The organism is Marinobacterium ramblicola, assembly GCF_019084545.1.
Classification (GTDB): Bacteria; Pseudomonadota; Gammaproteobacteria; order Pseudomonadales; family Balneatricaceae; genus Marinobacterium_D; species Marinobacterium_D ramblicola.
This window is the reverse complement of sequence record NZ_JAHREP010000002.1, coordinates 203341-216910: the sequence shown is the minus strand read 5'-3', so window position 1 is coordinate 216910 and position 13570 is coordinate 203341. Positions and strand designations below refer to the sequence as shown.

Annotated in this window: 10 protein-coding genes; 3 read left to right on the top strand and 7 right to left on the bottom strand. The window is 63.8% G+C overall.

Features of this window, described 5'->3' with window-relative positions:
- Positions 1-10: 10 nt before the first annotated feature.
- From KQ940_RS02195 to KQ940_RS02170, 6 genes are read right to left on the bottom strand one after another with little or no spacing between them, the layout of a single operon-like run.
- On the bottom strand, positions 11-415 hold the full coding sequence (locus KQ940_RS02195) for a VOC family protein (protein ID WP_217411232.1): 405 nt from the start codon (positions 413-415) through the stop codon (positions 11-13).
- Entirely contained in the window at positions 412-1974 is a 1563-nt protein-coding gene (locus KQ940_RS02190; protein ID WP_217411230.1) for an efflux transporter outer membrane subunit, read from the bottom strand. The genes KQ940_RS02195 and KQ940_RS02190 overlap by 4 nt, the downstream gene beginning before the upstream one ends.
- Positions 1975-2003: 29 nt before the next feature.
- Complete coding sequence (locus KQ940_RS02185; protein WP_217411228.1) at positions 2004-3122, bottom strand: ABC transporter permease; 1119 nt, start codon at positions 3120-3122, stop codon at positions 2004-2006.
- Positions 3123-3126: 4 nt separating this feature from the next.
- The gene (locus tag KQ940_RS02180) at positions 3127-4266 is read right to left on the bottom strand and encodes an ABC transporter permease (RefSeq protein ID WP_217411226.1); all 1140 of its coding nucleotides are present in this window, start codon (positions 4264-4266) and stop codon (positions 3127-3129) included.
- A complete protein-coding gene (locus KQ940_RS02175; protein ID WP_217411224.1) occupies positions 4263-6056 on the bottom strand; it encodes an ATP-binding cassette domain-containing protein in 1794 nt (597 codons plus the stop codon). The genes KQ940_RS02180 and KQ940_RS02175 overlap by 4 nt, the downstream gene beginning before the upstream one ends.
- Entirely contained in the window at positions 6056-7072 is a 1017-nt protein-coding gene (locus KQ940_RS02170; RefSeq protein WP_217411222.1) for an HlyD family secretion protein, read from the bottom strand. The genes KQ940_RS02175 and KQ940_RS02170 overlap by 1 nt, the downstream gene beginning before the upstream one ends.
- Before the next feature lie 112 nt (positions 7073-7184).
- On the opposite strand from KQ940_RS02170, the gene KQ940_RS22910 reads away from it, so the two are divergent.
- Complete coding sequence (locus tag KQ940_RS22910; RefSeq protein WP_217411220.1) at positions 7185-7862, top strand: TetR/AcrR family transcriptional regulator; 678 nt, start codon at positions 7185-7187, stop codon at positions 7860-7862.
- Between the two features lie 21 nt (positions 7863-7883).
- Here the strand turns inward: KQ940_RS22910 and yjeH are convergent, their stop codons facing one another.
- Complete coding sequence (yjeH, locus tag KQ940_RS02160; RefSeq protein ID WP_217411218.1) at positions 7884-9149, bottom strand: L-methionine/branched-chain amino acid transporter; 1266 nt, start codon at positions 9147-9149, stop codon at positions 7884-7886.
- Between the two features lie 239 nt (positions 9150-9388).
- Here yjeH and KQ940_RS02155 point away from each other — a divergent pair, with 239 nt between their 5' ends.
- A complete protein-coding gene (locus KQ940_RS02155; protein ID WP_217411216.1) occupies positions 9389-9808 on the top strand; it encodes an Lrp/AsnC family transcriptional regulator in 420 nt (139 codons plus the stop codon).
- A gap of 119 nt (positions 9809-9927) precedes the next feature.
- Entirely contained in the window at positions 9928-13560 is a 3633-nt protein-coding gene (locus tag KQ940_RS02150) for a response regulator (protein ID WP_217411214.1), read from the top strand.
- The last annotated feature ends 10 nt before the right edge of the window (positions 13561-13570 follow it).

Below are 13570 nucleotides of genomic sequence, written 5' to 3'. Positions count from 1 at the left end.
TGAGGGGTGATCAGGTCAGATCCATAAACGGGTTGTACGCCACCTCCCAGTAATGTCCCTCGGTGTCCTGAAAATAGCCGGAGTAGCCGCCCCAGAACACCTCCTGCGCCGGTTTGACCAGGGTGCCGCCGGCCGCGACGGCCTGTTCGAGCAGGGCGTCGACCGCCTCCTTGCTCGCGACATTGTGGGCCAGGGTCACGCCGCCGAAGCCGCTGCTCGCGGCGCTGGGCAGGCCGATATCCTTGGCCAGCTCCTCGCGCGGGAACAGCCCCAGCCAGGTGCCCTCCAGATCGAAGAAGGCGACCCCTTCGCTTTCTAACGCGTGCTGGGGCAGGCCCAGGCCGTCGCGGTAGAAGCGGGTGGCTCGGTCCAGATCGTCCACGCCCAGGGTGATCAGGCTGATTTTCGCTTTCATTCTGTGCTCCTCTTCCGCTCCTGCATGTTTTGGATCTCAACGCCACCGCCGACCGCCTTGTATACCGCCACGCGCTGGATCTTCAGTACGGCGCGACTCTGCGCCAGTTGCCGCTCTATCGCCAACACCTGGCTTTCGGCCTGCAGCTCGATGTTGGCGTCACTCAGCCCCGCGTCGACCTCGGCCTTGCTCAGTTGCCGCCGGCGCTGGGCGCTCTGCAATTTTCTCTGCAGCTGTCGGTAACGCTGCCGTTCAGCACTATAGCCGCTCAGCGCGTTGTCGACCTCCTGCCAGGCGGCAAGTACGGTCTGCTGATATGCCACGGCGGCCTGCTGCTGGGCCAGACGGGTCAGTTCGACCCGGGTTTTCAGTCGCCCCTGGTTGAAGATCGGCAGGTAGAAGCCGGGGCCGATACTCCAGCGGCGGCTGGCCCAGTCGCCGAAGGCGCCCTGTTCGAAGGATTCGAAGCCAAATCCGGCACTCAGGGTGACGCGCGGATAGAGATCGGCCATGGCGACGCCGATCTCCGCGGTGGCGGCGTGCAGCCGTGCCTCGGCGGCGCGAATATCCGGGCGGCGGCGCGCCAGCTCCGACGGCAGGCCGAGGCTTAGATCGGCCTGTATCTCAGGCTCCTCCTCCGCGGATGTGTCTGCGGTCAACAGTTCACTCAGGGCACCGGGCTGCTCGCCGAGCATCAGCGCGATGGCGTTTTCCGAGGCCACGGCGGCGCTATGCAGCGGCGGCAGCGCGGCACGCTGCTCATCCAGTTGCTGCCGCAGGCTTTCGAGCTGCATCTCGCTGACCAGCCCCGCCTGCCGGTTCGCCTCGAGCAGCGCCAGTTGCGCCTCGCTCAGTGCAATCTCGGCATTGAGCAGGGCGATCTGGCGCTGCTGCGCGCGCAACTCGAAGTAGGCGCGGGCCAGTTCGGCGTGGAGCGCCAGGCGAGTCTGCGCCAGCAGGGCCGCACTGGCCTCGGTATTGGCATCGGCGGACTCGACGGTGCGGCTGACGCGGCCCCAGAGGTCGGGCTCCCAACCGGCATCGAAACCGGCCTGATACAGCGGGTAGGGCTTGGCCAGGGCACTGATCAGGGCATCCTGATTGCCGGGCGCCGAGATCGCCGCCATCCGCATCTGGGCGCCGTGTTCGCTGAGCTTCTGCCGGCTCAAACCGCCGTTGGCCGCGATATCGACACCGACATTGGCCGCCAGTTGGCGCTGCAGGCGGCTGCGGCTGAAGTTGAGCATGGCGCTGCGCAGGTCGGGGCTCGCCTCCGGCAAACGCTGCTGCAGTCGATTCAGCACCGGATCATCGAACTCCCGCCACCACTGGGCCGCGGGTGTGTTGTCGGTATCGATCGCCGGATCGTCCCAGGCCTGCTGAGCGGAGTGCCAATCGGACCAAGCCGCCGGTGCTTCAGGCTCCCGCCGGTTGAAATCCGGGCCCAGAGTGTTGCAGCCAGGCAACAGCACGATGGCAGCGAGGGCGAGCAGCAGCGTCCCACCCGGTTTGGTAGCGCGCGGCCGAGACGGGGTTAAAGACTGGCGGTTCAACAACATGAAGCTCTCCATTAACAACAGCCGCCCATTCACACCAGCCGGTGGCGGAACAGCCAGGCGGCCAGCGGCAGGGTCACCACCGCAATGATGATCAGCGGGATCAGATCCGGCACCACGTCGGCCAACTGCGCGCCCTCCAGGTAGACCTCCCGCACCAGGTGGATGGAGAAGCGCAGCGGGTTGATATAGGTGGCGGTCTGCAGCAGATCGGGCATGTTTTCCACCGGCGTTGCCAGGCCCGATAGCAGCATCAGCGGCATGATCAGCACGAAGGTGTAGAGCATCGCCTGCTGCATATTGGCCGACAGTGCCGAGATCGACAGGCCGATGCCGACGCTGGCAACGGTGAACATCAGCAACCCGGTGTACAGAGTGATCAGCGAGCCCGCCATCGGGATCTGGAACCAGAACAGCGATACCAGCAGCACCAGCGTGGACTGCACCAGGCCGATCAGGATCGACGGCACCGCCTTGCTGATCAGGATCTCCAGCGGCGTGTGCGGCGTCACCAGCAGCTGGTCGAAGGTGCCCTGCTCCCGCTCTCGCGCCACCGACAGCGCGGTCAGCATCATGGTCTGGATCATGCTCAGCGCGGCAATCATGCCGGGCAGGATGATCCAGCGCGTCTGCAGATTCTCGTTGAACCAGGCCCGCGACTCGACCCGGACCAGCGGACCGCTATCCGGATCGAGCTGCTGGTTGTACCCGGCGACGATGGCACCGATATGGCCCGCGGCGGTATTTGCCGTGGCCGAGTTGCGGCCATCGAGAATCATCTGAATCGGCGATACCTGCCGCTGGTTCAACCGCGCGTCGAAATCGGACGGAATCTGCAGCACCAGCAGCGCGTCGCCATTGCCGATGACCGAGGCGATCTGATCGCTGCTGTGCAGGGTGGCGATACGGTGAAACACGCCGGTGCCGTCGATAGCCGCGATCAGCTCGCGGCTGTGCCGGGAGTTGCTCTGGTCGAGCACCGCATAGGGGGCATCGGTCAGATCGTAGCTGGCGGCGTAGCCGAACAGCAGGCTCTGCATCAATGGCGGTACCACCAGGATGACGCGGCTGGAGGGATCCTTGAGCACCGCCAGCAGCTCCTTGCTGCAGATATTGATCAAACGGTAGATAAACGCCATCAACCAGTTCATTGCATCAGTCCAATCGCTTGCGGGTGACGTAACGGGCCAAACTCAGCAGCACCAGGGCATAGCCGCCGAGGATCAGGCAGTCCTTGACGATCAACGGCCAGAAGTTGCCGGCCAGGAACAGGGTGCGGATCAGCTCGATGAAGTAGGTCGCCGGCAGCGCGTAGCTGATCACCTGGATGCCGACCGGCAGGTTGCGCAGATCGAACACGAAACCGGACAGCATCAGCGCCGGCAGGAAGCTGGCCAGTATCGCGATCTGGCTGGCGAGGAACTGGTTCTTGGTCGCCGACGAGATCAGCAGACCGATACCGAGCGCCACCAGCAGGTAGAGCATGGAGGCCAGCAGCAACACCAGCAGCGAGCCGTTGATCGGTACATCGAACAGGAAGCGCCCCGCCAGCATGCACAGCACCAGCCCGAGCATGCCGACGCCGAAATAGGGGGTGACCTTGGCCAGCAGCACCTCGGTGGGGCGCACCGGGGTGACGAACAACGCCTCCAGCGTGCCGCGCTCCCACTCCCTGGCCATCACCAGCGCGGTGAGAAAGGTGCCGACCAGGGTCATGATCAGCACGATCAGCCCCGGCACCAGAAACCAGGTACTGGTGTTGGCGTCGTTGAACCAGATCCGCTCGACCAGCTGGATGCGCGCACCCGGCGCTTGGCCCAGCCCCAAGCGGTCGACGCGCTTCTGCTGCCACTGGGCCACCTGGGCGTTCATATAGTTGACGATCGGCCCGGCGCGCGGCGCCTCTGAGCCTGAAACGATCAGCTGTACCTGGGCCTGTCCGGTGCTGAGCTGACGGGAGAAGTCGCTGGCCAGGTGCAGAATCCCCTCCGCCCGGCCGTCGTGCATCATCTGCTTGGCGCTGTGCAGGGACTGCGCCGGAAGCGGGTTGAAGTAGCGTGACAGGGTCAACCCGGAGACAAAGTCGCTGGCAACGGGCGAGTGATCGTCCTGAACCACGGCCAGGCGGATATTGCGCACATCGAGCGACACACCGTAGCCGAAGATGAAGATCAGCACGATCGGCAGGCCGATGCCGATCAACAGATTGCTCTTGTCGCGCAGCAGTTGCCGTGTCTCCTTGCGGATCAACGACATAAGCCTGCGCCAGAAACCGCCGCTGGAGTACTGGCTCATACCTGTACCTCCCCCGCGCCCAGGCCGTTGCGGCCGCGCTCGACGATGCCGATAAAGGTCTCCTCCATGCTCAGCACCGGTTGCGTCGGGGCGCGGACCGGTTGCACCAGCTCGCGGACCTGCTGCGGCGTACCCATCGCCAGCCGCTTGCCGGCATCCTGGATCAGAATGCGGTCGCAGTATTCCGCCTCCTCCATGAAGTGGGTGGTGATGATGATCGTGGTGCCCGACTCGGCCAGGGCGGTGATGCGGCGCCAGAACGAGCGCCGGGCCAGCGGATCGGCACCGCTGGTGGGTTCGTCGAGGAACAGGATCTCCGGTTCATGGATCAGGCCCGCGGCCATCGCCAGACGCTGCTTGAAACCGCCGGGCAGCTCGCCGCTGCGGGTGCGCTCCTGGCCCTTAAGGTCGAACTGCTCCAGCACCGCATCGGTCCGGGCCTTGAGCTGTTTGCCTCGCAGACCGTAGGCGCCGCCGAAAAAGCGCAGGTTCTCCAGCACAGTCAGATTGCCGTAGAGAGAGAACTTCTGCGACACGTAGCCGATGCGCCGCCGCGCCGAGGCACGCGCATGGCGCAGGTTGACCCCGGCCACCTGCAGAAAGCCGCTGGTCGAGGGCAGCAAGCCGCAGAGCATGCGAAAGGTAGTGGTCTTGCCGGCGCCGTTGGGTCCGAGCAGGCCGAAGATCTCGCCCCGGCGCACTTCGAAACTGGTGCTGGCCACGGCGGTGAAATCGCCGAAAGTGCGCACCAGATCGCGCACCTCGATCACCACATCCGATCCGCTGCCGACATTATCGCCAGGCGGCTTCTGCTCCAGCGCATCGACCTGCGCAGGGGCGCCCCCTAAACGGGTCCGCAGCAGGACCATGAAGCCATCTTCCAACTGGGGTTCGGTGCCGCGCAAAGGTGCCCCGCCGAGTAGCTCGGACAGCTGTACTTGCGCCACATCGGCCTGAGTCACCAGGCGCACCTCGCCACCGTGGGGCACGGCATCGACGATCAGCCGGTTGGCATCGATCAGTCGCGCCTGCAACTGCAGCGCGCTCTGCCCATTTGAGGGGGTCGCGATATAGCAGCGTCCGGCGGCATGTCGGCGCAGCTGCGCCGGAGAGCCCTGGGCCAGCAACTCGCCTTCATGCAGCACATACACCTGGTCGCATAACCCAGCCTCATCCAGATAGGCGGTACTGACGATGACGCTGAGCTGCTCCTCGGCGATCAACTGCTGGATGATCTGCCACAACTCGCGCCGCGAGAGCGGGTCGACACCGACCGTGGGTTCATCGAGCAGCAGCAGATCCGGTGAGCGCACCAGCGTGCAGGCCAGCCCCAGCTTCTGTTTCATACCACCTGAGAGCTTGCCCGCCGGGCGGTCGGTGAAGCGGGCCAGATCGGTCATGTGCAGCAGTCGGCGGTAGCGCTCGCTGCGCTGCGCGGCGGAGACACCGTGCAGATCGGCGTACAGGTCCAGGTTCTCCTGCACGCTGAGATCCTCGTACAGGCCGAACCGCTGCGGCATGTAGCTGATCCGGTCCTGCACCGCCTGAGGCTCCCTGTCCACATCGATCCCCAGCACCTCCAACCCGCCGCTATCGGCCTGCATCAAACCCGCCATCAGTCGCAGCAGCGTGGTTTTGCCGGCGCCATCCGGCCCCACCAGCGCGGTCAACGAACCGCTGGGTATCTGCAGGTCGACCGCTTTCAGTGCCTGCTGGGTGATGCGGGTCTGCTTATCGTAGAAGGCTTTGTGAACCGCCCGGGCGCGCACCGCCAACTGCCCGACGTCCATCAGGAGTGTCCGCTGCTGTCACCAGCTGCGCCGGTATCGATATACACCGTGGCCGGCATCCCCAGGCGCAGGCGGTCGCCGACATCCTCGACCAGGATGCGCACCTCGTAGACCAGCGCCGTACGCAGCGATTCGGTTTGCACCGATTTCGGCGTGAACTCGGCCACCGATGAGATATACCCCACGCGCCCCTCGATCGGCTGGTCGGGATAGCTGTCGGTGACCACCTGCGCCGCCATGCCGGGACGGATACGGCCAAGATCGGGCTCGGCGACATAGACCCGCACCCATTTCGGATCGGTCAGCGCCAAGGTATAGACAGGTTTCTGCGGCGACGCGATATCACCGGGTTCGAGCAGGCGGGAGCGGACCACGGCATCGGTTGGTGCGATCAGCGTCGACAACTCCAGCTGGTGCTGCTGCAACGACCGGTCTGCCCGCAACGCCTGCAGCTGCGCTTCGGCCTGGGCGATATCCTCGGCCCGGGGCCCGGCATCGGCCAGCGCCAACGCCTGTTCGCGGCTGTTCAACTGAGCCTGGCTCGCGCGCAGCTGCGCACGGGCGGCATCGATCTCATGGGCGCTGACACCCCGGCCCTCGGTTTTCTGCGCCACGTCGAGTAAGCGGTTCAAACGGCTGCGGGCCAGGCCAAGCTCCGCCCGCGCGGCCTCGACCTGGGCCCTGGCTTGGGCGATCTCCTGTGGCCGACTGCCGTTGTGCAGTTTGTCGACCTGCTGTTGCTGCGCCGCGATGGCGGCATCGGTGCGCGCAATCTGGAGCTTCAGGGTCTCGGTATCGAGCCGCGCCAACGCTTGCCCCTGAACGACCCTGTCACCCTCCTCCACGCTCATCTCGGTGATGCGCTCGCTGAGGCTGAACGCCAGCGACACCTGGCGGATATCCACGTTGCCATAGAGCACCAGCCGTCCCTCCACCTGAGCCGGCTGGGTGTACTGCCACCAACCGACACCGACGGCCAGTGCCACTATCAGAATCAGAACGACTAGCTTTCGCATTGCCCAGTCCCTGTCGCTGTAACCGTTTAGTCTGTAGATTAGCTTGCACAATATTAAATTCAAATTTAAATTACAACTAACAACGCAACTGTGAGACAGCCTCAATCCTGTTATGCCGAATACAGAGAATAGGAAACACCCGACAGCCAAAACCGCTACCCGCCGGGGGCGCACCGACGGCGACGCTACCCGCGCGCTGATCCTGGAAGCCGCCGGGCAACTGTTCGCCGAGCGCGGTTATCAGGAGACCACCAGCAAGGCGATCTGCGCCAAGGCCGGTACCAATATCGCCGCGGTGAACTACCACTTCGGCAGCCGCGACGAACTCTATCTGGCGGTAATGAACGAGGTGATGCAGCACCTGCTGAATCTGGACTATCTGGCCCGGATCGCCGGCAGCGGCGACACTCCGGAACAGAAACTGGGCCAGATGATCGACGGCCTGGTGCAGGGCCTGATCGACGAGCGCAGCTGGCACCCGCGGGTCTGGGCCCGGGAGATCCTGACCCCCTCGCCGCTGATCGACCGGATACTGGAAACGGAAACCCTGCCCAGGGTGGAGATCGCGATGCCGATCCTGGCCGAGATCACTGGCCTAAGCATTACGGATGTGAAACTGCGCTACAGCCTGCTCGGTCTGATGTCACCCTGCCTGATGCTGATGGTGATCAATCCCGATCTGCCGACACCGCTGAAACCGATCTTCCAGCGCCCGGCACAGGAGGTCGCCGCCCATATCAAAGCGTTCGTCATGGCCGGGCTGCACGCGCTGGCCGCTGAAGCCCGGTGATATGCGCTACGCCAGGCTGGCTCAGAGCGTGCCGCGGCGACCGCGCAGGATCATCGGCCTCAGGTAACCCACCAGCATAAACAGCGCCAGCATGCTCAGGGCATAGAGCATCTGCATGCCCAGCATTACCAGCGTCAGCCCGCACAGCAGTGCGCTGATCCCGGCCAGCCAGCGCCAGAACCCGGGCAACAGCACCCACCCCGCCGCCATGCTGAACAGGTAGACCAACACGAAGTTACCGTTGGCGTAGCGGATCAGCTCATCGACCGATGTGGTGTTCCACCAGGCCAGTATCGTTGCCAATGCACAGCCAGCAACCACCACCGCCAGCGCCCGGGCCGGTACGCCCTGCCCATTACGCTGGGCCAGTGACGAGGGCAACTTGCCCTCGTCGGCCAGACTCCAGATCAGCCGGGCGAAGCCCTGCAGGTAGATATTCACCGACGCAAAACAGGCAAGGTAACCGATCAACGCCGCCAGCCAGCTCGTTCGCGGCCCCCACAGGCTGCCGATCATCGCCGGCAGCGAGGTCGCGTTGCTCTGTGCATCCCCATACATACCGAAGTGGAGCACGGCAGCCGAGAAGCTCCAGTACACCAAGCCGGCCAGCAGCACGCCGATCAGCAGCGAGGGCAGGAAGTCGCGCTGCGGATTGCGAAACTCCTCACCCATATGGGTAAATGCCTCGATACCGACAAAGCACCAGAACATCACCGCCAGCGCTGCCGGTATGGCTCCCCAGCTCAGATCATCCAGGTGCTGCAGCGGTTGCTCGCCACCGAGCAACCCACCGCGCCACCAGATCGCCGCCACCGTGGCAATGATCGACACGGCGATTGCGGTCTGCACCCGGCCAGAGGCCTGTGCCGGTCGCTGCCCCAGCCAGAGCATCAACCCAAGCGTCGCCAGCTGGATCAGCAGCTCCTGTGCAGAGGAGAGATCGAACAGCGCATGCCAGAAACCGCTGGCCATCTTCAGTGCCGCCGGCAGGCCGACCGGTATCACCGCCAGAAACAGAAACGCGGTGCCCTGCTCCATGCGCCCACCGAACGCCCGCCCGATCAGCGATGGTGCACCACCGGCATGGGGAAAGCGCTTGCCCAGCTGGGCGAAGGTGAAGGCGATCGGCAGCACCAGCAGAATCAACAGCAGCCAGGCCCAGAGCGACGCACGCCCCGCCAGTGTGGCCGCAACGGCGGGCACGATGAAGATACCGGTGCCCAGCAGCGAAGTGGTCAGCAGACCGACCCCCTGCGCCAGGCTCAACTCCTTTGATAATCGACTCATGATCGGATGCTCTACGGTGCGCAGTGAGGTGGGGTCATACCGGCTCGCCGCCTGCGCATAGGTGGTTGTAACGGGTGCTGATATAGTAAGCCGCGCCAGGCCGGCGGTTAGCTGGCAAAGCGGCGGTTTTGACCTGCAGTTCGTCGGAACTGAGCGGCGATCTGCCGGCGGCGGGAAAAAAGAGCGATGATAGGGGCATGGCGCGCCAGGAGCGCCGGACACAGCAGCAAAGGAGCACCGTGGACAAGTTCGACCAGCAGATACTCACCCTGTTACGCAACGATGCCAGAACACCGGTGACGCAGATCGCGCGCGCGGTGAATCTGTCGCGCACCGCCGTCAGCGAGCGGATCCGCCATCTTGAACAGCAGGGGATCATCCAGGGCTACCATGCCCGCATCGCCTCCCCCGAGGCACCCAGCGTGCGCGCTTTTCTCGAGCTGTTCTACAACGAAAGTCGCTGCGAGGATTACGTGGAGTTGATCCGAGCCTTTCCGGAGGTAAAACGCTGCTGCGGCATCAGCGGCGAAACCGACATGCTGGTCTACATCGAGGCGGCCAGCATGGCGCGGCTGATCGAGATCCGCGCGGCGATCGAGAACTTCCACAAGATGATGCGCGTGAAGACCCACATCATCATGAAAGAGTGGGAGATGTAAACAATCTCTGCCTGGTCTGATGCAGCAAAAACCAACCTGTTTACTATACTAATCGCGGCACAGGTTCAGCCTGCCGCAGACTCCTGCGGCAGGCGCAAATACGCAGGGAGCAGGGAATCATGGCGTTCGAACAGATCAGGGCCTCCGAGCTGCTCAAGCAGTTTCAGATCAGCGAGTCAGACCTTCTACTCATCCGCGAATTCGGTCAACTGCCTCAGGTCGATGTCGACAATCTGATCGAGGATTTCTACGAATGGCTGCAGTACCAGGGCTGGTACCGAGACTTCTTTGCCTCCGGGGTACCACCGCGGGTCAAATCGCTGCAAAACGATTACTGGCGGGACTTTCTCAAGGCCCAGGTGGACGACGCCTACACGGAAAGACGGATCACCGTGGGCAAGGTGCACGCCTCGATCAACCTGCCGGTATCGGCCTACCTGGCCGGCATGAACTTCTGCCAGGTTTGGCTCGGCAACCACGCCCGCCGGCAGATCGAGGAGAGCGATCGTTGCTTCGAATTGATCACCGCCATCGGCAAGCTGGTGCAGCTCGATGCCAATATCGTCATGCATGTGTACTCCTGGCAGAGCATGGAAACCATACGTCTGCAGGGCGAGCTGACCAACAAGATCGTGGCCGAGACCGCCCGCGTGGTGAACACGGCGGCGACCGGGGATTTCAACGTCCGCTACGTCAGCCAACAGCAGGACGACGGCCTGGAACAGCCGATCAACCAGCTGATCGAGAGCCTGGGGCTGGTCGCCGGCCAGGCGCGGGAGATCGCCGAGGGCAACTATGACATCCAGGTCCGCCCGCGCAACGACAGGGATCAACTAGGCCTGTCGATGAACCGGATGGTCGCCTCGCTGCAGGATATCGGCCGGGTTGCCGAGGCGATCGCCGAAGGCAACTACGACGTGGGTCTGGACCCCAAGGGGGAGAAGGACCGGCTCAGTCGAGCGCTGAACCAGATGGTCGACAGCCTGCGCCGCTTCAGCGCCGAGAGCGAGCGGGAGAAGTGGCTGAAGACCGGCATGGCCGACCTGGCGATGCTGGTGCGCGGCGGTCCGGATATCGCAGAGCTGACCGACAGGATCCTGCGTTTCCTGGCCGACTACCTGCAGGCGCAGATCGGCGTCTTCTACGTCACCCAGACCGACGGTACGCTGGAGTTGGCCTCCAGCTACGCCTTTACCCGTCGCAAGCATCTGTCGACCCGGATAAGACCGGGTGAGGGGCTGGTCGGCCAAGTGCTCAAGGAGCGCAAGCCGATTCTGCTGACCAATGTGCCGAGCGACTATATCGCCGTCAGCTCCGGTCTCGGCGAGCAGGTCCCCCGCAACATCATCGTGCAGCCGCTGATTTACGATGACCGGGTCTCGGGGGTGATCGAATTGGGGGCTTTCGCCGACTTCGGCGATGCCCAGCTCGACCTGCTCGATCAGGTCGGCGAGACCGTCGCCATCAGCATCCGCTCCGCCCAGGACCGTGACACCATGCAGCAACTGCTGGAGGAGTCACAACAGACAGCCGAGGAGCTGGAGACGCAGCAGGAGGAGCTGAAGGCGGCCAACGAGGAGCTGGAGGAGCAGGCCCAGGCGCTGAAACGCTCAGAGGAGGAGCTGACCTCGCGCAAGGAACTGCTGGAAAAATCCAACCGCGAACTGCAGCTGAAAACCGGCGATCTGGAGCGGCAGAAGGCGGAGGTAGAACAGGCCCGCGCCGAGTTGCAGCACAAGGCGGAACAGCTCTCGATCACCAGCCGCTACAAGTCGGAGTTCCTGGCCAACATGTCCCATGAGCTACGCACACCACTGAACAGCCTGCTGCTGTTGTCGCAGTCGCTGGCGGACAACCGGGAGGGCAACCTGAGCGACACCCAGGTCGAGGATCTGCAGGTCATCCATGAAGGCGGTAAGGCGCTGCTTTTACTGATCAACGACATCCTCGACCTGTCCAAGGTCGAGGCCGGCAAGTTGCAGATCAACAACACCCGGGCCGATCTCGACGCGCTATGCGAGCGGCTGCTGAGCCAGTTCAAGCCGGTCGCCCAGCAGCAGGAGGTGGAGTTTGCAATAGAGATCACCACCGCCCCCACTCCAGAGATCCACACCGACGAGCAGCGGCTGGAGCAGATCCTGCGCAACCTGCTCTCCAACGCCTTCAAATTCACCCGTAGCGGCAGTGTCCGCCTGCTGATCGAAGCGGTCGACACAGGCCTCGCGTTTCGGGTGATCGACACCGGCATCGGCATCGCCAAGGAGAAGCAGGACGCGATCTTCGAGGCGTTCCAGCAGGCCGACGGCTCCACCAGCCGCGCCTACGGCGGCACCGGACTGGGGCTGACCATCTCGCGCGAACTGGCCGGCCTGCTCGGCGGCGAGATTCAGCTGCAGAGCGAACTGGAGCGGGGCAGCACCTTCAGCCTTATCCTGCCCCTCCAGGCCCGCCTCACGCCTGCCCCTACCGGCCGTAAGGCCAAGGGCAACGGCGAGGACACGCCCCTGCCGACAGCTACACCGGCCACCTACCCGGCACAGCAGGCAACGCCCGGGCCGATCCAGGGATCGAGCGCTGTAGCGCCGCCGGGCAACCACGTGTTGATTGTCGAAGACGATCCCCAGTTCGCCGGGATATTGGCTGAAATGGCTGAGAAACGCGGCTTCACCAGCCTGGTGACCAACCAGGGCAAGGAGGCGCTGAAACTGGTACTCAGCCATGAACCCAAGGCGGTTATCCTCGATATGGGGCTGCCCGACACCGACGGTCTGCAGGTGCTTGAGGCGCTCAAGGCCTCGCCCCACACCCGCGATATCCCGGTGCATATCGTATCGGCTCACGACGACGACCCGCAGGCGCTGCAACAGGGGGCTCTGAACCTCCTCACCAAGCCCGCCTCGATGGAGGAGCTGGACAAGGCTTTTGCCCGCCTTGAGGCGGTAACCCATAAGAATATCAAGCAGTTACTGCTGATCGAGGACGACAGCAACGCCTGCCACGCGATCCGACGCCTGCTCGCGAGCCGTTCACTGGAGATCCATACCGCCCACAGCGGTGAGCAGGCGTTGGAACTGCTCAAGCGGCAGCATATCGATTGCTGCATCCTGGATCTCAGCCTGCCGGATATCAGCGGCTTCGATTTCCTCGATCAGGTGGACCAGGACCCCGAGCTCAGCATGCCGCCGGTGGTGGTCTACACCGGCAAGGAGCTGAGCGAAGAGGAGTACAAGCGACTGATGGGCTACACCGACCGCATCGTGATCAAGGACGGCCATTCACCCGAGCGACTGCAGGAGGAGGTGGAACTATTTCTGCACAGCGTGCACCAAACCTTACCGCCTTCGTTACAGCAGGGGCAGGAGGTGATTCAGGCGGTGGATCTCAACGGCCGCAAGGTGCTGGTGGTCGACGACGACCTGCGCAACACCTATGCCCTGGCCAAGGTGCTCAAGGAGCACGGCCTGAAGGTCAGTCTGGCCGACAACGGCCAGCTGGCGCTGGAGAAGCTGCAGGCGGAAGAGGATGTGGAGCTGATCCTGATGGATATCATGATGCCGATCATGGACGGCTATGAGGCGATGAAGCGGATTCGAGACCAGATCTCCCGCTCGGTGCCGATCATCGCGCTGACGGCGAAGGCGATGGCCGACGACAGAGACAAGTGCATCGAGGCCGGCGCCAGCGACTACATGCCCAAGCCGGTCGATATCAACAGTCTGCTGTCGATGATGAAGGTCTGGTTATACCACTAGGAGGCGGCCG

Excerpts from the sequence above, each read along its gene's own strand:
- KQ940_RS02150 (WP_217411214.1), top strand. The coding sequence starts at position 9,928 with ATGGCGTTCGAACAGATCAGGGCCTCCGAGCTGCTCAAGCAGTTTCAG.
- KQ940_RS22910 (WP_217411220.1), top strand. The coding sequence starts at position 7,185 with ATGCCGAATACAGAGAATAGGAAACACCCGACAGCCAAAACCGCTACC.
- KQ940_RS02190 (WP_217411230.1), bottom strand. The coding sequence starts at position 1,974 with ATGTTGTTGAACCGCCAGTCTTTAACCCCGTCTCGGCCGCGCGCTACC.
- KQ940_RS02175 (WP_217411224.1), bottom strand. The coding sequence starts at position 6,056 with ATGGACGTCGGGCAGTTGGCGGTGCGCGCCCGGGCGGTTCACAAAGCC.
- KQ940_RS02180 (WP_217411226.1), bottom strand. The coding sequence starts at position 4,266 with ATGAGCCAGTACTCCAGCGGCGGTTTCTGGCGCAGGCTTATGTCGTTG.
- yjeH (WP_217411218.1), bottom strand. The coding sequence starts at position 9,149 with ATGAGTCGATTATCAAAGGAGTTGAGCCTGGCGCAGGGGGTCGGTCTG.
- KQ940_RS02195 (WP_217411232.1), bottom strand. The coding sequence starts at position 415 with ATGAAAGCGAAAATCAGCCTGATCACCCTGGGCGTGGACGATCTGGAC.
- KQ940_RS02170 (WP_217411222.1), bottom strand. The coding sequence starts at position 7,072 with ATGCGAAAGCTAGTCGTTCTGATTCTGATAGTGGCACTGGCCGTCGGT.
- KQ940_RS02185 (WP_217411228.1), bottom strand. The coding sequence starts at position 3,122 with ATGAACTGGTTGATGGCGTTTATCTACCGTTTGATCAATATCTGCAGC.